General features: G+C 68.1%; 27 protein-coding genes. 20 read left to right on the top strand and 7 right to left on the bottom strand.

Features of this window, described 5'->3' with window-relative positions:
* Nucleotides 1-108 precede the first annotated feature (108 nt).
* Entirely contained in the window at nt 109-1,974 is a 1,866-nt protein-coding gene (locus tag JAO84_RS14790; protein ID WP_370413299.1) for an MFS transporter, read from the top strand.
* Nucleotides 1,975-2,092: 118 nt separating this feature from the next.
* Nucleotides 2,093-2,851 (top strand): signal peptidase I, encoded by a 759-nt coding sequence (gene lepB / locus JAO84_RS14785; RefSeq protein WP_370413298.1) that lies wholly within the window; start codon nt 2,093-2,095, stop codon nt 2,849-2,851.
* 181 nt (nt 2,852-3,032) lie between these two features.
* Here lepB and JAO84_RS14780 read toward each other — a convergent pair whose 3' ends face one another.
* Together JAO84_RS14780 and JAO84_RS14775 are read right to left on the bottom strand one after the other, a co-directional pair.
* Nucleotides 3,033-3,269: a hypothetical protein gene (locus tag JAO84_RS14780; RefSeq protein WP_370413297.1), complete on the bottom strand. Its 237-nt coding sequence runs from the start codon at nt 3,267-3,269 to the stop codon at nt 3,033-3,035.
* Between the two features lie 344 nt (nt 3,270-3,613).
* Nucleotides 3,614-4,369, bottom strand: coding sequence for a GntR family transcriptional regulator (locus tag JAO84_RS14775; RefSeq protein WP_370413295.1), 756 nt, complete (start codon nt 4,367-4,369; stop codon nt 3,614-3,616).
* Nucleotides 4,370-4,447: 78 nt separating this feature from the next.
* Here JAO84_RS14775 and JAO84_RS14770 point away from each other — a divergent pair, with 78 nt between their 5' ends.
* Genes JAO84_RS14770 through JAO84_RS14745 form a run of 6 tightly spaced genes read left to right on the top strand, consistent with a single transcriptional unit; the run spans nt 4,448 to nt 6,332 of the window.
* On the top strand, nt 4,448-4,726 hold the full coding sequence (locus JAO84_RS14770; RefSeq protein WP_370413294.1) for a hypothetical protein: 279 nt from the start codon (nt 4,448-4,450) through the stop codon (nt 4,724-4,726).
* 12 nt (nt 4,727-4,738) lie between these two features.
* On the top strand, nt 4,739-4,927 hold the full coding sequence (locus JAO84_RS14765) for a hypothetical protein (protein ID WP_370413293.1): 189 nt from the start codon (nt 4,739-4,741) through the stop codon (nt 4,925-4,927).
* Complete coding sequence (locus tag JAO84_RS14760) at nt 4,927-5,097, top strand: hypothetical protein (RefSeq protein ID WP_370413292.1); 171 nt, start codon at nt 4,927-4,929, stop codon at nt 5,095-5,097. Before JAO84_RS14765 ends, JAO84_RS14760 begins: the two co-directional genes overlap by 1 nt.
* Nucleotides 5,094-5,318: a hypothetical protein gene (locus JAO84_RS14755; protein ID WP_370413291.1), complete on the top strand. Its 225-nt coding sequence runs from the start codon at nt 5,094-5,096 to the stop codon at nt 5,316-5,318. Before JAO84_RS14760 ends, JAO84_RS14755 begins: the two co-directional genes overlap by 4 nt.
* Before the next feature lie 7 nt (nt 5,319-5,325).
* Nucleotides 5,326-5,991 (top strand): GntR family transcriptional regulator, encoded by a 666-nt coding sequence (locus JAO84_RS14750; protein ID WP_370413290.1) that lies wholly within the window; start codon nt 5,326-5,328, stop codon nt 5,989-5,991.
* Nucleotides 5,988-6,332 carry a hypothetical protein gene (locus tag JAO84_RS14745; RefSeq protein WP_370413289.1) on the top strand — a complete coding sequence of 115 codons (345 nt, stop codon included), beginning with the start codon at nt 5,988-5,990 and terminating at the stop codon, nt 6,330-6,332. Before JAO84_RS14750 ends, JAO84_RS14745 begins: the two co-directional genes overlap by 4 nt.
* A gap of 93 nt (nt 6,333-6,425) precedes the next feature.
* Here JAO84_RS14745 and JAO84_RS14740 read toward each other — a convergent pair whose 3' ends face one another.
* The 3 genes from JAO84_RS14740 to JAO84_RS14730 form a co-directional block, all read right to left on the bottom strand.
* Nucleotides 6,426-6,674, bottom strand: coding sequence for a hypothetical protein (locus JAO84_RS14740; RefSeq protein WP_370413288.1), 249 nt, complete (start codon nt 6,672-6,674; stop codon nt 6,426-6,428).
* An 86-nt stretch (nt 6,675-6,760) separates the two neighbouring features.
* Nucleotides 6,761-7,048, bottom strand: a complete 288-nt coding sequence (locus tag JAO84_RS14735) for a hypothetical protein (protein WP_370413287.1) — start codon at nt 7,046-7,048, stop codon at nt 6,761-6,763.
* Nucleotides 7,049-7,293: 245 nt separating this feature from the next.
* Complete coding sequence (locus JAO84_RS14730) at nt 7,294-7,812, bottom strand: hypothetical protein (RefSeq protein WP_370413286.1); 519 nt, start codon at nt 7,810-7,812, stop codon at nt 7,294-7,296.
* 392 nt (nt 7,813-8,204) lie between these two features.
* Between JAO84_RS14730 and JAO84_RS14725 the strand changes: the two genes are divergently transcribed.
* On the top strand, nt 8,205-9,998 hold the full coding sequence (locus JAO84_RS14725) for a DUF262 domain-containing protein (RefSeq protein WP_370413285.1): 1,794 nt from the start codon (nt 8,205-8,207) through the stop codon (nt 9,996-9,998).
* Between the two features lie 573 nt (nt 9,999-10,571).
* Here JAO84_RS14725 and JAO84_RS14720 read toward each other — a convergent pair.
* A complete protein-coding gene (locus tag JAO84_RS14720; protein ID WP_370413284.1) occupies nt 10,572-11,048 on the bottom strand; it encodes a hypothetical protein in 477 nt (158 codons plus the stop codon).
* A complete protein-coding gene (locus JAO84_RS14715) occupies nt 11,045-11,515 on the bottom strand; it encodes an NUDIX hydrolase (RefSeq protein ID WP_370413283.1) in 471 nt (156 codons plus the stop codon). Before JAO84_RS14715 ends, JAO84_RS14720 begins: the two co-directional genes overlap by 4 nt.
* Before the next feature lie 18 nt (nt 11,516-11,533).
* Here JAO84_RS14715 and JAO84_RS14710 point away from each other — a divergent pair, with 18 nt between their 5' ends.
* From JAO84_RS14710 to JAO84_RS14660, 11 genes are all read left to right on the top strand, one after another.
* Complete coding sequence (locus tag JAO84_RS14710; protein WP_370413282.1) at nt 11,534-12,313, top strand: GntR family transcriptional regulator; 780 nt, start codon at nt 11,534-11,536, stop codon at nt 12,311-12,313.
* A gap of 138 nt (nt 12,314-12,451) precedes the next feature.
* Nucleotides 12,452-12,808, top strand: a complete 357-nt coding sequence (locus JAO84_RS14705) for a hypothetical protein (protein WP_370413281.1) — start codon at nt 12,452-12,454, stop codon at nt 12,806-12,808.
* 2 nt (nt 12,809-12,810) lie between these two features.
* The gene (locus JAO84_RS14700; RefSeq protein WP_370413280.1) at nt 12,811-14,157 is read left to right on the top strand and encodes an FtsK/SpoIIIE domain-containing protein; all 1,347 of its coding nucleotides are present in this window, start codon (nt 12,811-12,813) and stop codon (nt 14,155-14,157) included.
* A gap of 89 nt (nt 14,158-14,246) precedes the next feature.
* The gene (locus tag JAO84_RS14695) at nt 14,247-14,885 is read left to right on the top strand and encodes a DUF2637 domain-containing protein (protein ID WP_370413279.1); all 639 of its coding nucleotides are present in this window, start codon (nt 14,247-14,249) and stop codon (nt 14,883-14,885) included.
* 16 nt (nt 14,886-14,901) lie between these two features.
* Nucleotides 14,902-15,078 (top strand): hypothetical protein, encoded by a 177-nt coding sequence (locus JAO84_RS14690; RefSeq protein WP_370413278.1) that lies wholly within the window; start codon nt 14,902-14,904, stop codon nt 15,076-15,078.
* A gap of 3 nt (nt 15,079-15,081) precedes the next feature.
* On the top strand, nt 15,082-15,276 hold the full coding sequence (locus JAO84_RS14685; protein ID WP_370413277.1) for a mobile element transfer protein: 195 nt from the start codon (nt 15,082-15,084) through the stop codon (nt 15,274-15,276).
* Nucleotides 15,277-15,289: 13 nt separating this feature from the next.
* Nucleotides 15,290-15,448 (top strand): hypothetical protein, encoded by a 159-nt coding sequence (locus tag JAO84_RS14680; RefSeq protein ID WP_370413276.1) that lies wholly within the window; start codon nt 15,290-15,292, stop codon nt 15,446-15,448.
* A 26-nt stretch (nt 15,449-15,474) separates the two neighbouring features.
* On the top strand, nt 15,475-15,816 hold the full coding sequence (locus tag JAO84_RS14675) for a SpdD-like protein (protein WP_370413275.1): 342 nt from the start codon (nt 15,475-15,477) through the stop codon (nt 15,814-15,816).
* A 90-nt stretch (nt 15,817-15,906) separates the two neighbouring features.
* Entirely contained in the window at nt 15,907-17,277 is a 1,371-nt protein-coding gene (gene repSA, locus JAO84_RS14670; protein ID WP_370413274.1) for a replication initiator protein RepSA, read from the top strand.
* Complete coding sequence (locus JAO84_RS14665; protein WP_370413273.1) at nt 17,274-17,462, top strand: helix-turn-helix domain-containing protein; 189 nt, start codon at nt 17,274-17,276, stop codon at nt 17,460-17,462. The genes repSA and JAO84_RS14665 overlap by 4 nt, the downstream gene beginning before the upstream one ends.
* Entirely contained in the window at nt 17,462-18,616 is a 1,155-nt protein-coding gene (locus tag JAO84_RS14660) for a tyrosine-type recombinase/integrase (RefSeq protein WP_370413272.1), read from the top strand. The genes JAO84_RS14665 and JAO84_RS14660 overlap by 1 nt, the downstream gene beginning before the upstream one ends.
* The last annotated feature ends 16 nt before the right edge of the window (nt 18,617-18,632 follow it).

Raw genomic sequence — 18,632 nt, 5'->3', positions numbered from 1 at the left:
GCGCCCGCCTGTTAGCGTTCCCTGGGGGGAACGAGGAGAAGGGCAGCACGGGAGAGGGCCGCATTGAGCACCGCCGAGGGGACCCGTGAGGCCGGAGGCAAACCCGACGTGTCTTCACCTTCGCGAATAGAACTTCCGGCGCAGCGCCCGTCCGCGGAACAGCGGTCCGCCGCGGACCCGGGGGCCCCCGAGTCGCCCAGGTCTTCCGAGTCCGACGGGCGCCCCGAGCCGGACCGGCGCCCCTGGCGGCGCAAGCGCCGCTACCCGGTGCTCGTCGCGACCGCCGTGGCGGCCCTCACCCACGTCCTGTGGTTCTTCTTCTTCGCCAACAGCGGCGGGGACCTGGCCGCGCAGGACGCCTGGGCCGAGTTCGTCGGCCGGCACCCGGACTCGGCGTACAACCTCGCCTGGTACGGCGGCATGCACCCGGTCTCGTACAGCGTCGTCTCGCCGTACGTGATGTCGGTGCTCGGCGTCCGCTCCACGATGATGATCGCCGGGACGCTGTCGGCGGCGCTGACCGCGCTGATCCTGGTGCGGGTGCGGGCGGTGCGCAATCCGATGGCGTGCGCGCTCGCCGGTGTCTTCGCCTTCCTCTGCAACGCGCTCTCCGGCCGGGTCACCTTCGGCCTCGGCATGATGTTCGCGATCGGCTCGGTCGCGGCGGTGTTCTGCTGGCCGCACCGCTGGCGCTATCACCGCTGGGCGAAGGCGGCGGTGGCCGCGCCGCTCGCCGCGCTGGCGACGGCGTGCAGCCCGGTCGCGGGCCTGTTCCTCGGTGTGGTCGCGGCGGCGCTGTTCCTCAACAAGCGGCGCCCGGGCGCGTACGCCGTCGGGCTCGCCCCGGTCGCGGTGGTGGCCCTGTCGGCCTGGCTGTTCCCGTTCTCCGGCACCCAGCCGATGAGCCTGGGGTCGACCTCGCTGCCCTTCGCCTTCGGCGTCCTGGTCTTCCTGCTGGTCCCGAAGGACTGGCGGACGGTGCGCACGGCCGCCGCCGTCTACTCGGCCGGCACCTTCCTCACCTGGCTGATCGACTCGCAGATCGGGTCGAACGTCAGCCGGCTCGTGATGCTCTTCGCGGGGGTGGTGCTGCTCGCCGCCCTGCCGTACGCCCGGCCGCGTTCGCGCCGCTGGTACGCGCTCGTGCTCGCCTTCGCCGGTCTGAACGCGTGGATCGGCTTCAAGGGCGTCGACGACGTCATCCGCACGGCCCCGGACGCGTCCTGGGCGCGCGAGGTGGCGCCGCTGATCAACCAGCTCCAGGTGCGCGGCGCCGAGCAGGCCCGGGTCGAGGTCGTGCCGGCCTCCAGCCACCGCGAGTCCTCCGCCCTCGCCCCGTACATCAACCTGGCCCGCGGCTGGAACCGGCAGGCCGACCTCAAGCGCAACCCGCTCTTCTACGACGACACCCTGAACGCCGCGAACTACCGGGACTGGCTCGGCCGCTGGGCCGTCCATTACGTGGTGCTTCCGACCGGCGCCCCCGACTCGGGCGCGGAGCGCGAGGCGGAACTGGTCGACGACGGGCTGCCGTATCTGAAGCAGGTGTGGTCGGACGCGAACTGGCGCCTGTACGCGGTCACCGACCCCACCCCGCTGGCCGACGCGCCCGCCGAGGTGCAGCGCGCCGAGTCCGACGAGGTGGTGCTCCGCCTCGACCGTCCGGCCCGGATCAAGATCCGCGTCCCGTACTCGCCGTGGCTGGCGCTCCTCGACGAGAACGGCGGCAAGATCGAGCCGCCGCAGGAGACCGAGGCGTCGAAGCAGGCCCGCGAGGAGGCCGACGCCGCCGGGTCCGACGTGGAGGTCCCGAAGGTCTTCGCCAACAAGGAGGGCTGCCTCCTGAAGGCCGAGCCGGACGCGGAGGGCGACGAGTGGACCGAGCTCGTCGCCCCCAAGGCCGGCACCTACCGCCTGGGCGCCCCGTACAAGCTCTTCCCGCGCGGCACGGCCTGCCCGGAGGAACTCCGCTGACGGCCGCCGACGTCACTCGTACGTGGGGCACGAGGCGGTAGGGGACTCGGTGAGGTCCCCACGGGCATAGGGTCCCGTCCGTACGGATGTGACGTGGCGAAGTCGGCGGTGGACAGCAGTGGGCGACATGGCGGTGGACGCGCGAGCGGGCGCGCAGGACGAGACGACAGCCCCGAAGAGCAAGGGCAAGGACGCGGGCAAGGGCGCGGAGCGGAAGCGCCCGATGTGGGTGGAGATCCCGATCCTGGTCGCCGTCGCGCTGGTCCTCGCCTTCCTGATCAAGACCTTCCTGCTCCAGGCCTTCCTGATCCCCTCCGGTTCGATGCAGAACACCCTGCAGACGGACGACCGCGTCCTGGTCGACAAGCTGACCCCGTGGTTCGGCTCCGAACCGGAGCGGGGCGAGGTCGTCGTCTTCCGTGACCCGGCCGACTGGCTGGCGAACAGCCCGGTGCCCGAGCCCAACGCCTTCCAGAACGTCCTCGGCTTCATCGGCCTGATGCCGGCGGCCGGTGAGAAGCACCTGATCAAGCGGGTCATCGGCGTCGCCGGCGACACCGTCGAATGCAACGGCACGGGCCCCCTGAAGGTCAACGGCCACCCCCTCGACGAGCCCTACGTCTACGCCGGCAACACGCCCTGCAGCCAGGACCCCGCCGGCCAGTTCAAGGTCACCGTCCCGCCCGGCAGCCTCTGGGTCATGGGCGACCACCGCCAGGCCTCCCTCGACTCCCGCTACCACCAGACCGACCCCCACGCGGGCATGGTCCCCCTCACCGACGTCGTCGGCCGCGCCGTAGTCGTCGCCTGGCCCGTCCCCCACTGGTCCACCCTCCCGATCCCGGACACCTTCAACCAGCCGGGCCTGTCCCACTGACCGACTGACCCACCGGCGGGCACGCGAAAGGCCCCCTACCGAGACCGGTAGGGGGCCTTTCCGCTTGTGCCCCCGGCAGGATTCGAACCTGCGACACCCGCTTTAGGAGTTCGGTCGGGGCGTCGTTGGTGGGGGTGGACTGCTGCTCGCGGCTGCCGTGCGGAGCCGTGGTGGATTGCTGTCATCCACCGTCGTTGATGTCAGTTGTGGATGTCGGCGGTCGGCGGCCTGCGAACGGCCGGTGATAGTCCGAGGCCTCCCCGATCGGGGGATAGTCCCTGCCGAACATGACGTAGACGGGGAACTCGGGGTACCCGGCTTCCATCCTGGTGCAGATGTCCACGTCGTGGTTCGCGAACCGGTGCAGGTACTGAATGAAGAGCTTCAGCTCGTCGTCCGACAGCCGCTCGTTGTGCATGCTGCCCCCGCCAACTGCTCTGCTGATCGACCGGGTCGGACGATACCCGAGCCGTAGGCGCCATACTCGTCGCGTGCGCATAGATGGACATGCTCAGGTGGCCTTTCGGTGCGGTGTCTGGGTCGGTGCGACTCTCACCGCACCCCTGCTGCTGGTGGCCGGCGGTCCGGCGTACGAGCGCCTGATGCGACACCTGTGCCGCGACGAGGGTCCGGGGCTCCTGTCGAAGGAAGAAGGCTGGGTGCACCCGGGGTACTGGGTCGTGACCAACGGTCTGGTCCGAGCCCTGACCTGGCCGACCCGGCGTGATGGGATGTTGAGGGCAGGCCTGATGCGTTAGCCCTCTACCGGTTGATCGGGATCTCGTAAACGATCTCGCACAGGGCAGCCGGGACGACGATGTCCGCCGTCTCCACTGGCCGCCCTTCGGCGCTGTAGTAGGTCCGCCGGATGTGGGTGACGAGCGCGGCCTTCTGGATCCCGAGGAGTGAGGCCTCCTCGGCGGTGGCCTGCCGCGGCTCGGGCTGCTCGACGGCATGGCTGATGGTGACGCCAATCTGGGCCATCCGGTTCACGACGCCGGCCCCGGCGTGGGGGCCGCCTTCGGGAAGAACGACGAGCGTCCCACCGGTGAGGTCGTACGGTTCCCAGCTCGTCGACAACTGCACGGGCCGCCCGTCAGCCAGGAACTCGTACACGGTCCGTACGCACAGCTCGCCCGCACCGATCCCGAGCCGCGCAGCGATCTCCGCCGGCGCAGGCACCTTCGCATCGGTCCGGCTCTCCCAGCCGCCATTTCTGCCCACGGCCTTCATGTCGGCGCGGAACGGCGACCCGTTGGGCTGCTCGCGCGCCGCGGACCGAACCATCCGCACCCGCTGCCGGGGCTCGGAGACGTAGGTCCCCGACCCGGCCCGCCCCTCCAGGACACCCTGAGAGATCAGGAGCTCCTGGGCCCGACGGACGACGTTCTCGCCCACTCCGCACTCCTGGCCGATCTGGGCCCGAGAGGGCAGCCGGTCTCCAGGAGTCCACTCGTGCTCCGCGATCCGCCGCCGCAGTTCGTCGGCGATGCGGAGGTAAGGCGGCTGCTCAGGCATATGGAAAATCTAGTCCACTAGCTCTAATCTAGTTAACTAGCTTCACTGAAAGTGATCGCCGGTAACGGAGGCTGCCCTGTGCCTGCTCCCGAAGTAAGCGCGGAGGCCATCGCCGCCCGGCTGTCCGCCGTCGGGCTCACCACGCGCACGCAGGAGCACGCCCGACACACATCGATCGAAGCGGAGGTACCGGAATCCCTCCCTGCCGAGACATGGCGGGAGGTCCTGGAAGTCATGGCGACGGCAGACCGGTTCGGGCTCCTCGCCACCAGCCTGGGCGGCCGCACCTTGTGGGCCGTCGTACGCAAAGCGGTCCCCGCGACGGGCGATGTCCGGGGACCTGGCCATCAGCGATAGGAGCTGATCAGCGTGCTCAACCGTATCCGCCGTGCCATCGCGCGCACCAGAGAGCGGTACTCCCGAACACCCTGCCACCACGCGGTCTTACGGCCCGTCGGCCTGCCTCGTACGGACGCCATCCGAGGAGAGCAGATCGTTCTGGTCCGCCCGTACGTCCCGGCCATCGAGTACCTCCTCACGCCGGTGGAGGTCTTCTGATGGCACCCACCTCGTACCGCTCGACCCCCTGCCGGATCGGCACGCACCACGAGTGCCCCCACTCCTCCCCGGCAACGGCCCCGGTCGACGTCCCGGTCATCTACGAGGCGTGCGCCTGCCCCTGCCACGAGCCGGCCGCGCAACCCGCCTCCGCGGAGGTGACGGCATGAAGACCTGGACCCCGAACGGTGCCGTTGCCGGCCCCGTCGAGATCACCTCGACCAACGTGCAGCGTGGCGACGTCATCCAGATCGGCGGCCAGCCCTGCCGCGTCGCCGACCTTCGCCAACTTCCCCTCGGCGCCAAACGCCTCCTCTTCGAGTCGGGCGAGCAACTGACCATGCACCCCCGCACCCGACTCGTCGCACTCCGAGTCCTCAGAAGGTGGTGATCCACCCATGACGTCCCTCCGCGACACCATCGCCGCAGACCTCCGCACCCAGATCACCACCGGCCACCTCAAGCCCGGCGAGCGCCTCCCCTCGGAACCCCAACTCGCCGCCCACTACAAGGTCAGCACTCCGACCCTGCGCAACGCCTTGGCGTTCCTCCAGGCGGAGGGTCTGATCGACAAGCTCCACGGCAAGGGCAACTACGTCCGCCGCCCTCTCAGCCGGCTGACGTACGAGGGCGGCGCCCTCACGCCCACCCTCCACCTGACCGTCCGCACGACCCAACTCCGCGCCCAAGGCATGCTGGCCACCCTGCTCAAGGTCCCGTCGCGCACCCCGCTGACGGAATTCCTCTGCATCGGCCACGCGGACGAGTCCCCGCACAGCCTGGCCCGCATCTACATCCCCCGCGACCTCGCCGCTGCCGAACCGCCTTGGTGTCGTCAGCGGCCGGCGGAAGTCCAGGACAGAGTCACCGCCCGCCTCCCAACCTCCGAGGAAGCCGCAACCCTCCGCATCACCCCGGCCCTGGCCATCCTCGCCATCACCCGCATCTCGACCGACCCCACCGGCCGCGTCATCGAAGCAGCCCACCTGGTCCTCCCCGGCGACCGCGCCGAAGCCCTCTTCACCACCCACCACACGACCGAGAAAGGAGGTGCAGAGGGATGACAGCCCACAACGGCCTCCGCCTCCTCCCGTGGACAACCCTCGACGGCAACCCCTGCTACCTGAGCACCGACGACGCCAACAGCCACCTATCCCGCCTGGCAGACAGCACTGAAGCGACGCAACTCAACCAGGCGGCCGGCCTTGTGTCGCACGCGCTGGAAGTGCTCAATCGTGAGGAGATGGGTCCGGAGGAACTCCGAGACCTGTCCACAGAGCTGGTCGGAGCCCTACGGGACGCTCTCCGTGTAGCGACAAGCCGGGGCCATCGCCTGTCGCCCCTGCTGCCCTATGCTCAGGGAGGCGACGACAAGCCGCGATTGCCGGCAGCGGCCTTTGGATAGCGGCAGCCCACCAAAACGACAGAGCAGCCTCGGCTTACGTCTGGGGCTGCTCTGCTCTGTTTGGGTAGTGTCCTGAGCGTGCTAGATCCGCGACTACTCGTACATGGTCGCTGCTCGGAGTGCTCGGGCGAAGAAGCGCCAGTCACCGTTGGTTGGCAGTTCCAGGCCCGCGCTCTGGTGCCAACCGTCCGCGTCGTCGATCCATGCCGCCAAGGCCTCCAGGAACCCGGCAAGGTCCGCGTTGTCCCACGACTCACCAGGGTCGACATAGCTGCGGTGCAGCGATCTGACGAAGGACACCAGATCCTCTCTGCTGTCGACATGATCAGGAGAAGTGGTCATGTCCGGCACCCTACTTGGCATGCCGCATGTCGCAGCGCAACCTGAGCCCCCCCCTGTGCGGCCCAGGTACCTGCACGCCAGCGGAGCTACTCCTCGTCGCTTCGCTCCAGGACCAAGCCGACAGAACCCTCCTCCAACCCATTGCCGTCTTCGAGGTGCAGGTGAGCTCCGTCGGATACGCCGTCGCGGGCCAGGACGAGCAGGTGTCCAGCCAGCGTCCTGAGGCCCGCGGCATTCGCCTCGATGACAACCTCGCCCCCGAGGTTCCGCACCTCGATCCGTGAGTCCGCATCCCACGTGAAGACGAGTGCGGCACCATCCGTTGCCGTGACGCGGGTGCTCTCGATTGGGGCATGGACGGGTTGGGAAGTCATGGAGGCCATGATGCCGCACACGGCACACGGCTCCGGAGGCCCTGTGCGGTTCTTTGGTTTCGGCTGGCCAGCGCCTTCGCGTACGGCTGTTTCAAGGCTCCAGTCCACGAATAGGCCGCGACTCGTCGCTGGCCTCACGTGGCCGTAGGCCGGCTGGGCAAGCGTCTGGCAGGCGTCTCCAGTCGCAAGACTCAGGGCCGACGACGTAGAGGGCAATGCGAAGCGCCCCCGAAGAAATCCGCTGGTTAGCTACCTACGATGTCTCGTGCTACCTCGTCTAGCGCATCGAGTAGCTGACTCTTTAGATCGGCAGCTCTCTTATATTCTCCGACCAGGCCGATATCTCGCATCTGGCTGCGGAGGTTTTCCACAGCGGCGATTTCATCTCGGTACACCACTGCGTCGCGGCGACTGATTTTATCCTGACAGAAGTACGCCATGACGCGCTTGTTCGCGGTTCTAAACTGCTCGATCTCGTGAACTGTCCCTGACGCCCCGCTGTCCAAGGAGCCGCCGGGCTTCATCCAGAAGAGAGCGATACACAGATCCGACGATTGGACGAGCCTCTTATCAATCAAAGGTTGACCCGGAGCCGACAAATCCGGAAAAGCGTGCGTTTCCCAGCTCACGGGAATGAAGGCAACACCATTCGCCGGAGATGACCTCTTCGCATTCCACTGCCCCAGGGCCTCCCTGACCACGTTGCGCTCCCTCACGTCACCGGGTGAGCCAATGAACGTTCGGACGACTTTTGCAGTGAACATGGCTAGATCCTCGCCCGGGCCCCCTTCAGTCGCGACCCCTGTTAGTCCGCGTGGGTCCGGCGCAAGGTGCCGGCGATCCGTCCGGCCCGATCGGCTGGCAGGCGGATGATCGCCAGCTACGAGAACACCCCATCTCGCCTGACCGCCACCCTCAGGAGCGAACCAGTAGGTGGCACACCCCCTGACCTGCACGTTCCCAGGTCACCCTCATAGCCGACCTGTCACTGCCAACCTCTCCCCCGGTCACCCCCGAGCCCCCTCGCGCAGCCCACAGACGGCCCGACACGCCGGCGGACCTCCCGCCGGAGTGCACACTCGGCGCTGCCATATCTGGGTCAGGAGCGCGCCAGGCGCGCTACCCTCTCGCCCATCACTGAGCACGGGAGCGTCGAATGTCGACACCTACTGGCACGGAGTTGTCTGTTGAAGGCGAGAGCATTCAACAGCTCTACAATGATTACACGTCCAACAAATTCTTGGTGAACCGACGCTACCAGAGGAAATTGGTTTGGGGCGTTGAAGAAAAAGAGCGCCTCATTGATTCAGTAGTTCAAAAACTTCCGATTCCACTCATCCTTTTGGCCGAGTCCTCAGGGGACCATTTCGGGCGCCTTGAGGTCATCGACGGACTCCAGCGACTCAACTCCGTGTTCTCGTTCATTGAGAACGAGTTTTCACTAAACGGTGAATATTTCGACCTGGAAACGCTTGCAGACACGAAGATTCGCCTCGACACTGGAACCCTTACACAGAAGTCTCCCATCCTCGATCGGGACACTTGCCGAAAGATTGCCAACTATCGCCTCCCCGTTTCCATCTATCGGTCGGCAAGCGACGAATCAGTCGATGAAGTATTCCGAAGAATTAACTCTAGCGGACGCCACCTCAGCCCTCATGAAATTCGACAGGCTGGCGCAACCCAAACAATCGCCACTCTTGTGCGACGGCTAGCTTCCACCGTGCGTGGTGACGCTTCCTTTACAGACTTTGTCCCCCTTTCCGGCATGGCGAAGATCAGCATCACGAATCACGACCTGCCATATGGGATTTACGTTGAGGACATCTTCTGGGTTAAGCAGGGGATCCTGACTCGCGAGTCCGTGCGTGAATCAAGGGATGAGGAACTGATCCTCGATATCCTTCTGGACTTGCTACTGGAACGGCCGGCCGCAACAGGCCTCAGGTATCGTGACTCGGCCTACGGGGTCGAGAATGATCGAGCCGTCACGAGTGCAGACGTCGTTCACCGCAGGATCGCTTCACTGGGTGAGGTCGAACTCGAAGACCGTTTCGTCAACACGCTAGAGGTGATCCGGGCTGCTCTTGAGGAATCACCCAAACCGTTCGCAACTCTCACTGTGACCCAGCAGAACTACAGAGGAGTTCCAAGGCACTTCCAGGCGATCTTCGTCGCCATCAACCAGCTACTACACGAGGACAGCCTGGAGCCAAAGAGCAGCAAGGATCTACTCGATCTCCTCTCTGGATTTTGGGACGGAGACCTGAGCATCCCGTCGGGTGGCGGCGACTGGGGAGCCGAGCGAAAGAGCCAACTCCTGGAGATGGTGAAGGCAGCACTCCGTCCAGCATTCAAGCCAAAGGCTGACACTAAGAGCACTCACCTCAAGGATCATTCGATCCGTTTCGAAGCAGCTCTCTCAATGGCCCTGACGGAAGATGCCCTATTCGAAGTCAAGCAAGGGTTTTGCCGCATCAACAACAGCGGCACGTTCGACGATGCGAGCTTCGAGAAAATTCTTCGCACGGCGAGCGCTATGGCCAACCACGGCCGCGGCGCCAAGGGTGTTATCTTCATCGGCGTCGCCGACGATGAGGCCGACGCTAAAGCCGTAGAGCGCTTCGCCGGAATCGAGACCCTTAAGTACGAAGAGTTCTTCGTCACGGGAACCCAGCACGAACTATCGTCTCTCGGTAAGTCCCTGGACGAGCTTTGGCGTGAGTTGATTCAGAAAGTTAAGAGCTCAAAGCTCGACCTCGATTTCGCCGAGAGCCTGGCCCGAAGCCTAACGCCTTTCCGATACCAGGGTTACTTGGTATGGCGTCTTGATCCCGCGACTATTGGAAGGCCTGTCACGTATGACAACCGCTTCTACGAGAGGGTTGGTCCACAAACAGTAGAGGTCGTGGGTCAATCGATCATCAGCCTAGTGAATCGCTTCCAGTAGCAACTGGGTCGGCGGAGCGGGTCTGGTCGGCGGCCCGCCTAGGCTGACTTTGAGAATGACCAGAAGGCCGTACGCTGCCTGACAACGTGGCCTGCTCCTGAGCCAACCCGATACCGGGGCCGGCTTGCCAGCTGTGACTGCCCCCAGCTCCCATCCCGTCTGCCGTCGACCCACACACCGTGGAGCAGGCGCGGGTCCTGGCGTCCAGGTGGAGCGCGCCACTGTACGAACGACCTGGACGCCAGGACCCGTGTCTGCTCGGCTCTGCCTGGGTCGATGGCAGGCGGGATGGGAGCCCCCACCTCCACCACGACGCGGCCTGCGGACGCCCACGGGCCCCCTCCATCCCGGAGCCTGAGCGCCCTCGCCGGAGGCATCGTCCTGGCCCGCACCTCGCGTAGTCGCCCCGGCTACGCCGTGGTTCTTCCCGCCCATCAACCCAAGCTGCCAGGCGTGCGGCCGGCGGGTGGGCTGGAGCGGGGCGTAGACAGGAGCGCAGGCCCGGGCGACGGGCCGCGCGCGCCGCGCTGTGCGCGGCGGGTGCCTTGATGAAGTAGGGAAACTCTTACCGCGCTACTGCCTGGGGGTAGTGATGGTATTGGCGTTCGCGGCGATTCTCTGGGAGAGGTCCTCCAAAGTGCACTCGATTCGCGCGTTCGCTTCTGGGTCAAAGTCCGTAATCTCAGGGGCCGTTGTGAGGTAGTCGGAGGGAAGGAACGTCCAGCCGTTCACCCAGCTCCACCCTGCCTGCACATCGGCGTTGTGGCCGTCCGTGGACGTGACGCGGAGCCAGCCTGTGCACTCGTCGGAGAAGTCGTAGGGCAGGTAGGCGGTGCCCCCGGTGCCCTTCAACTCGTCGACTTGGCTCCTCCATTGCTCCAGGAGGCGTGCGAGATCTGTCCTGAGGTCTGACGAAGCCGTGGGGGAGTCGTCGATGTCCAGGTAGAACGAATCGCAGGTGTGGTGGTACGGCCCGAGGCGCAAGCGGAGGTTGTCGTGGGAGCTCTTGTCCGTCAGAACCTCGAAGCTGAGCGCGATAGAAGTCGTCACGCCGACCTGCCAACGAGGTGCCGGCCGTCGTGGCTGCGGACGTGGGGGCCCGCCTGGTCCAGGGCGTCCAGGAGGCGGATCGCGTAGACCTCGGTCATGCGCTCGGTGATCTCCTCCGGCGTGAGCCACTCAACCGCGGTCGACTCGGCGGACGTCTGCTCCGTGCCGCCAGCCGGCTTGCAGCGGAAGACCAGGGCGACGATGCCGCGCGTCGTGTTCTTGTAGACGCCGGTCAGCTCGTCGACCTCGACCTGGACGCCGGTCTCCTCCAGGACCTCGCGGATGACGCCCTCCTCGGGGGACTCGGTGAGTTCGAGGACGCCGCCCGGGAGTTCCCAGGTGCCGTTGTCCGCGCGGCGGATCGCCAGGAGGCGGCCGTCTTCGCGTACGACTGCGCCCGCGACGGACACGGAGTGCAGTGGCGTTGACGTCGTCTCTCGGGCGCTGTTACTCATGTACAGGAGCATAGGAGAGTGAGAAGGACTATGGGAACGCCCGCAGGAGGTGGCAGGGCCGTACCGCGGTACGTCCAGATCGCCGAAGAGATCGTGCAGCAGATCAAGGCGGGCGTTCTGAGGCCCGGGGATCTGGTGCCGAGTGAGTCGGAGCTTGTCGAGCGATACGGAGTAGCTGGCGGGACGATTCGCAAGGCGATGGTCGAGGTGCGGGCGAGCGGGCTCGTGGAGACGCGGCACGGCAAGGGGTCGATCGTGAAGGACCGCCCGCCCGTGCGGCTGCGGTCGTCGGATCGGTTCCGGGCCTCGCACAGGCGGGGCGGAAAGGCGGCCTATCTCGCCGAGTCCGCGCAGTCCGGGGCCACTGCCAAGGTGAGCGTCCTCTACATCGGGCCCGTGGAGGCTCCGGAGGACATCGCCGAGCGGCTCGGCGTCGATGCGGGGACGCAGGTGCTCGCGCGGCGGCGTCTGTACTTCCGGAACGGGACGCCCGTTGAGACCGCCTCGTCGTACCTGCCGTGGGACGTGGTCAAGGACATCCCTGAGCTCTTCTCCGAGAACCCTGGACCTGGTGGGATCTACGCCCGCCTGGAGGACGACGGACACGTCTTCACCGAGTTCGTGGAGACGCTGCAAGCCCGGCCGGCCTCCAAGGCCGAAGCTTCGGAGCTCGCCCTGAGCCCCGGTGCTCCGGTCATCCATCTGCTGCGGAACGCGGTCACTGAGACCGGCCGCGTGGTGGAGGTCTGCGACACCCTCATGGCCGCTGACCAGTTCGTTTTCGAGTACCGGATCCCCGCCGCCGACTGACGCACGCTCAACTCTTCTCAACCCGCCTCGACTTCTTCGTCCTGGCGGGTTGACTCATGTATAGGAGTGGTGCACTCTTCTTCATGTCACTCCTATACATGAGTGACAGAGTCCAGCACTTCTAGAGGAGTGATCTCTGTGCGTCAGATCCCCGTCGACACCTCCGCGGCCACCGTGATGGTCGCCCAGCCCCCGCAGCCCAAGGTGAAGGACCGCCGCACCGGCGAGCGCGCCATGGACGCCGAGACCGGCGCCGCGCTGTCGACCGTGGACGTGATGTTCGCGGCGAACGGCGACGTGGAGATCCTCACCGTGACCGTTCCGGAGACCGGCGTCTCCGCCGACCTGGTCATGGGAACCCCCGTCGCGATCACGGGCCTGATCGCCCGGCCCTGGGACAGCGAGTTCAACGGGCAGCGCCGGCACGGCATCGCCTTCCGGGCGGTCGCGGTGACCTCGCTCGTCAGCGGCGCCGCGAACACGAAGGCCGCCTGATCATGCGGTGGTTGATTGCCTCCGCCGTGCTGGTCGTCGCCATCGCGGGTCTCCTGCGGTGGCGGCGCCCCGCCTGGTACTGGCTGACCTTCGGAGTGACGCTCGCCACGTTCCGGGTTCTGGCCCGGTACAGGTCGGTCATGGACGCCTGCGGGCTGACGGTTCCCCCGCCGCGGTGGCGGTTGGCCATCGCCCGTATGGCCAACCGGCCCGCCCCCGAGCCGCGTGCCCCGCGCATCTTGCGGCTGCGGCCCACCCGAACTGGCCTCGTCTTACGCCTGGGGCTCCGGCCCGGACAGGACGCCTTCGACGTGGCGGCCTCGTGCGACCGGCTCCGGCACTCCTTCGCGATGTACGGAGTCACCTCGCGGGAGATCCGCTCCGGCGTTGTCGAACTCCGGATGACTGGTTACGACGTACTCAAGCGCGTCCACCTGCCGGCCAAGACCCAGCGCACGGTCATGCGCGTGCCGGTCGCGGTGCGCGAGGACGGAGCCGTCCACTACCGCGACTACCGCACCACCCCGCACGCTCTCACGATCGGAGCGACCAAGTCAGGGAAGTCCGTCTACCAGCGCAACCTCGTCGCCGAACTCGCCTCGCAGCACGTGGCCTTGGTAGGGATCGACTGCAAGCAGGGAGTCGAGCTGTTCCCCCTGGCCCGCCGCTTCTCCGCCCTCGCCGACAACCCCGACACCGCCGCCGGCCTCCTCGACGTGCTGATCGCGCACATGGAAGGCGTCTACCAACTCATCCGCGCCGAACAGCGCATCACTGCCGACACCCCGGACGCCGAGATCGCCGCCGACATCTGGGACCTGCCCGACCACCTGCGACCCGTGCCCATCGTCGTCCTTGTGGACGAGGTCGCCGAACTCGCCCTCTTCGCCACGAAGGACGAGGAGAAGCGCCGCGACCGGATCATCACCGCCCTGGCCCGGCTCGCCCAGCTCGGCCGCGCCGCCGGGATCTACCTCGAAATCTGTGGGCAGCGCTTCGGTTCCGAGCTCGGCAAGGGCATCACCATGCTCCGTGCCCAGCTCAGCGTCCGTACCGCCCACCGCGTCAACGACGAGACCAGCGCCAACATGGCCTTCGGCGACATTGCGCCGGACGCCGTTCTCGCCACCATCCAGATCCCCGTCGACAGCCCCGGCCTCGCGATCACCGGCGACGCCTCCGGCGGCTGGGCTCGAATTCGTACGCCGCACACCTCACTCCGTACAGCCGTCAACGCCTGCAACAAGCACGCGCACCTCACCCCGGATCTGCCCACCCTCGCCGCCTTCCGGCCCGCTGTCGAGCCGCCGGTGACCCTCGCCAAGATCCCGGCCCCGGCGACCGCCTGATCCTCCCCATCCCGTCCGGCCGGCGCGGCCGTCCCGCGCCATGTCCCTACCCCCGCCATGCCCAAAACGCCCGCCCAGGAGGTGCCGTCATGACCAGCAAGCTCCGCGTCGACGCCGTGCTGGTCCAAGCGCTGATCGCCGGTGCGCTGTCCTTCGCCCACCTGCACGACCTGGCCGCCGCTGCCGGACAGACCGGATGGAAGGCGTGGGCCTACCCCGTCTCCGTCGACCTGCTCCTGGTGGCGGCCTGGCGACGGCTCCGCGCGGACGGCTCGTCCCGGCTCGCCTGGTGCTGGTTCCTGATCTCGCTCTTCGCGTCGCTCGGCGCGAACGTCGCCACCGCCGGATTCCTCGACCTCGCCCATCCACCCGCCTGGCTGCGCTTCGGCATCGCCGGCTGGCCCGCCGTCGCGTTCCTCGGCGGCACGCTCCTCGCGCACTCCGCTGCCCCGACAGTCGAGCCGGGCCCGGAGCCCGCCGAACCGGAGTACGTCCCCGAGCCCGAAGCAGTCGTCGATCCCGAGCCCGAGCCGGATGCCCCGCCCGCCCCGCCGGCGCCCGCGACCACACCCGCTGTCCCCGTCCCCTCCGCGCTCGTCGAACACGCCCGCAAGATCGCCGCCGACCACCGCACCCGCACCGGCGAACCGATCGACACCGACACCCTGCGCGCCCGCCTTGGCGTCCCCGCGCCCATGGCCGACGCCATCGCCGCCCAACTCGCCTGAGAGGGAGACCGAGAAGATGCGCGACTCGACCAGACGTGCCTTGGAGCACGCCGCCGAACTGACCCGCAACAACCGTCTGGTGGAAGCCATGGCAACGGCCGAGCCGGTGATCCTCGCCGCCGACGAGTTCGAGTCGGACGAGATCCGCCAGTGGCTGGCCGACCACGCTGACGACTTCACCCCGGAGGACTGAGCGATGCCCGCCCGCGACCACTTCCACTCCGTGATGCGGATCGGTCCCGTGCAGATCGGCACCCACCGCGACCGTCACGGCCGCACGAAGTACGCCGCCGTCTGCACCGCCGACCGCTGCGGCTGGTCCTCCGACTACTCCAGCTCCGCCGCCGCCCAGCTCGCCGCCCGCACCCACCGCTGCCGCATCTCCGACTGAACGGATACCGCTCGTGGATGTACCGCTCTGGCTCGCCCTGCTCGTCGTCGGCGCCCTCGGGATCAAGCTGATCCGCCCGCCCTGGTGGCTCGTCGCAGTGATTCTCCTCGGCGGCTTCCTCCTCGCCGACAGCCTGCTGGCCCCCGTCATCGACCACGTCATCAGCAAGTGACCCGCCCCGGAAGGGAGAAGAGACCCATGTTCCGACCGAAGTTCCCGACCATGCCGATGCCGACCGGCCTCGTCACCCCGCCCTCGACCACCTCGACCACCTCGCCCGCCGTCGTCCAGCCGGCGGCGATTCAGCCCGCCCAGCAGCCCCTGGCCCCGCCCGCTCCTGCGGTCCCGGCGCCCCGCCTTGCCGTCCAGATCACGCCCGGCACGGCGCTCGCCGTCGTCGGCGCCGGCACCGCCGCCGTCCTGGTCGTCGGCACGGTCCTGGTCTCGATGCTCCTCGCGACCGCCATCACGGCCGCCTCGGTCGCCGTCTGCGCCGTCGTCGTCCGCTCGCTGCTCAGCTCCTCGGCCAAGCGCCGCTGACCGGCACCCGGGCGGCCTCGATACCGCCAAGCATCCGCCGCCCGGGCGCCGTACCCCTCGCCGATCTTGCAACCGGAAGGAACACCCATCATGGCTCAGCGCACCGCCGCCACCGCGGCGGGCGGCCTGGCCCCGGCCACCCTGCACGATGTCCTCCGGGTGGCCGCGGCCCCCGACTTCGACCGCTGGAAGGACCAGGTACACCGTACCGGCGGCTGCTCCGACCCCATCCACCTGACCGGCTGGACCCTCACCAAGGACCGCACGTCGGGGGAGACCCTGTGTCGCTACTCCACCGAGACCGAGCCCAGCGGACGCCTCCGCGTCGCCTGCGGCAACCGCCGCGCATCCCGCTGCCCCTCCTGCGCCCACACGTACGCCGGGGACACCTACCACCTCATCCGGGCGGGCCTGGCCGGCGACGAGTCCAAGGACATCCCCGCGACCGTCCGTGACCACCCCCGGGTGTTCGTCACCCTCACTGCCCCGTCCTTCGGGCCCGTCCACAACCGCCCCGACCGCGGGGCCTGCCGCTGCGGCACCCGTCACCCGGAGAACGACCCCGCCCTGGGCACGGCCCTCGACCCCAACTCGTACGACTACGCCGGCGCCGTCCTCTTCAACAACCACGCCGGACAGCTCTGGCAGCGCTTCACCAACCGCCTGCGCCGCGAGCTCGCCGCCCGTGCCGGACTCACGCAACGCGGGCTCAAGGACGTGCTGCGCGTCTCGTACGGGAAGGTCGCCGAGTTCCAGAAGCGCGGCGCCATCCACTTCCACGCCGTGATCCGCCTCGACGGACCGGACGGCCCCGGCACGGTCCCGCCCTCCTGGGCGAGCGTGCGGTTACTCGACGACGCCATCCGCGCCGCCGCCGTTCACGCGTACACCACCATCACCGTCCCGGCCGCCGGTGACCAGCCGCGCCGGCGCTTCCAGTGGGGGCGACAGCTCGACATCCGCCCGGTCAAGGCGTTCGGCGACGGCTCCGACATCACCGAACAGGCCGTCGCGGCGTACGTCGCCAAGTACGCCACCAAGGCGGCCGAGACCACCGGCAGCCTCGACCGCCGGATCGGCAACCGCGAAGTGCTCGACCTCCTCGACGTGGCCGACCACCCCCGGCGCCTCATCGAGGCCTGCCTCGACCTCGCCCCGCTCTACCCGGATCGCAAGCTCGCCGCCTGGGCCCACATGCTCGGCTTCCGCGGCCACTTCTCCACCAAGTCCCGCCGCTACTCGACGACCCTCGGCGCCCTCCGTCAGATCCGCGCCGACTACCGCGCCGCGCAGGACAGCCACACCGACCCGGACACCGTGCTCGTCCTCGCCTCCTGGCAGTACGCCGGCCACGGACACACCCCCGGCGAGGCAGCGCTCGCCGCCACCATCGCCCGGGACATCCACCTCAACCGCCAGACCGCGCGGGAAGTACTCCGCCTGGAAGGAGCCGCAGCATGACCACCGCCACCGCCGAACTCCTCACCGTCCCGGAGGTCATGGAGCGGCTCAAGCTCGGACGCTCGACCGTCTACGACCTCATCCGGTCCCGCCGCCTCACCTCGATCACCGTCGGCCGGGCCCGGCGCGTTCCGGTCGACGCCGTGCGCGACTTCATCGACCGCGAGATCGGGGAGGCCGCCTGATGCCCGCCAAGCGCAAGCGCAACCCGAACGGCGCCGGCACCATCACCAAGCGGTCGGACGGGCGCTATCAGGCAGCCGTCTACGTCCTCCAGCCGGACGGGACCCGCGCCCGCAAGTTCGCCTACGGCAAGACCTGGGAGGAGTGCGACGCCAAGCGCCGCGCCCTCCTCGACAAGGCCGACAACGGCATCCCCGTGCCGACCCGCTCCGCGAAGCTCTCCGAGTGGCTCCCGTACTGGCTCGACGCCTTCATCCGACCGCCGCGCCGCACGCTCGGTACGTATGACAAGTACGAGTCGCACGTCCGCCTCTATCTCGTCCCGATGATCGGCTCCAAGCGACTGGAGTCCCTCGGCGTCGCCGACGTCCGGCGCTTCCTCGTCCAACTGGAGAAGAAGACCACCGCCGCCACCGCCAAGGAGTCCCACCGCGTCCTGCGGACCGCCCTCACCGCGGCCTGCCGCGAGGAACTGATCACGCGCAACGTGGCCTCCCTCGTCGAGCCGCCCCGGACGAAGACGCGGGAGCTGAGCCCGTGGTCCCTGGACGAGACGCTCGCCTTCCTCGCCGCCGCCCGCCGCGACCCGCTGTACGCGGCCTTCGTCCTCGCCATCGCCATGGGGCTGCGCCGGGGCGAGCTGGTCGGGCTGCGCTGGGCGGACGTCGACCTCGACAAGCGCGTCCTGTACGTCCGCCAGCAGACCCAGCGCCGACGCGGGGTCCTGTACGACGACGATCCCAAGGGGCGCCGCCGGCGGGTCGTGCCGTTGCCCGCCCTGTGCATCGCGCCCCTCCGGTGGCACCGGATGAAGCAGAACGATCAGCGGGCCAAGGCGGGGGAGAAGTGGCAGGAGGGCGGCTACGTCTTCACCACGGGCACCGGCCGCCCCGTCGAGCCGCGCAACGTGTACCGCTCCTTCACCCGCGTCGCCGCCTCCGCCGGCCTCCGCGTGATCCGGCTCCACGATGCCCGGCACGGGACGGCGACCCTCCTCACCGCCGCCGGGGTCGCACCCCGGGTGGTGATGGAGATCCTCGGCCACAGCCAGATCAGCATCACGATGGACGTGTACACGCACGTCGTCCAGGACACGCAGCGTGAGGCGATCAGCCACATGGACCGGCTGCTCAAGAGGCGGCCCGACCGTGAGTGATCGCCGCCGTTGATGT

The sequence above is a fragment of the Streptomyces fradiae genome, from assembly GCF_041270065.1.
Lineage (GTDB): Bacteria > Actinomycetota > Actinomycetes > Streptomycetales > Streptomycetaceae > Streptomyces.
The sequence above is the reverse complement of the archived record's forward strand: the minus strand, read 5'-3'. Positions and strand labels throughout refer to the sequence as shown.

Excerpts from the sequence above, each read along its gene's own strand:
- JAO84_RS14780 (WP_370413297.1), bottom strand. The coding sequence starts at position 3,269 with ATGCACAACGAGCGGCTGTCGGACGACGAGCTGAAGCTCTTCATTCAG.
- JAO84_RS14775 (WP_370413295.1), bottom strand. The coding sequence starts at position 4,369 with ATGCCTGAGCAGCCGCCTTACCTCCGCATCGCCGACGAACTGCGGCGG.
- JAO84_RS14760 (WP_370413292.1), top strand. The coding sequence starts at position 4,927 with ATGGCACCCACCTCGTACCGCTCGACCCCCTGCCGGATCGGCACGCAC.
- JAO84_RS14755 (WP_370413291.1), top strand. The coding sequence starts at position 5,094 with ATGAAGACCTGGACCCCGAACGGTGCCGTTGCCGGCCCCGTCGAGATC.
- JAO84_RS14750 (WP_370413290.1), top strand. The coding sequence starts at position 5,326 with ATGACGTCCCTCCGCGACACCATCGCCGCAGACCTCCGCACCCAGATC.
- JAO84_RS14745 (WP_370413289.1), top strand. The coding sequence starts at position 5,988 with ATGACAGCCCACAACGGCCTCCGCCTCCTCCCGTGGACAACCCTCGAC.
- JAO84_RS14740 (WP_370413288.1), bottom strand. The coding sequence starts at position 6,674 with ATGACCACTTCTCCTGATCATGTCGACAGCAGAGAGGATCTGGTGTCC.
- JAO84_RS14735 (WP_370413287.1), bottom strand. The coding sequence starts at position 7,048 with ATGACTTCCCAACCCGTCCATGCCCCAATCGAGAGCACCCGCGTCACG.
- JAO84_RS14730 (WP_370413286.1), bottom strand. The coding sequence starts at position 7,812 with ATGTTCACTGCAAAAGTCGTCCGAACGTTCATTGGCTCACCCGGTGAC.
- JAO84_RS14725 (WP_370413285.1), top strand. The coding sequence starts at position 8,205 with ATGTCGACACCTACTGGCACGGAGTTGTCTGTTGAAGGCGAGAGCATT.
- JAO84_RS14715 (WP_370413283.1), bottom strand. The coding sequence starts at position 11,515 with ATGCTCCTGTACATGAGTAACAGCGCCCGAGAGACGACGTCAACGCCA.
- JAO84_RS14710 (WP_370413282.1), top strand. The coding sequence starts at position 11,534 with ATGGGAACGCCCGCAGGAGGTGGCAGGGCCGTACCGCGGTACGTCCAG.
- JAO84_RS14700 (WP_370413280.1), top strand. The coding sequence starts at position 12,811 with ATGCGGTGGTTGATTGCCTCCGCCGTGCTGGTCGTCGCCATCGCGGGT.
- JAO84_RS14695 (WP_370413279.1), top strand. The coding sequence starts at position 14,247 with ATGACCAGCAAGCTCCGCGTCGACGCCGTGCTGGTCCAAGCGCTGATC.
- JAO84_RS14690 (WP_370413278.1), top strand. The coding sequence starts at position 14,902 with ATGCGCGACTCGACCAGACGTGCCTTGGAGCACGCCGCCGAACTGACC.
- JAO84_RS14685 (WP_370413277.1), top strand. The coding sequence starts at position 15,082 with ATGCCCGCCCGCGACCACTTCCACTCCGTGATGCGGATCGGTCCCGTG.
- JAO84_RS14675 (WP_370413275.1), top strand. The coding sequence starts at position 15,475 with ATGTTCCGACCGAAGTTCCCGACCATGCCGATGCCGACCGGCCTCGTC.
- repSA (WP_370413274.1), top strand. The coding sequence starts at position 15,907 with ATGGCTCAGCGCACCGCCGCCACCGCGGCGGGCGGCCTGGCCCCGGCC.
- JAO84_RS14665 (WP_370413273.1), top strand. The coding sequence starts at position 17,274 with ATGACCACCGCCACCGCCGAACTCCTCACCGTCCCGGAGGTCATGGAG.
- JAO84_RS14660 (WP_370413272.1), top strand. The coding sequence starts at position 17,462 with ATGCCCGCCAAGCGCAAGCGCAACCCGAACGGCGCCGGCACCATCACC.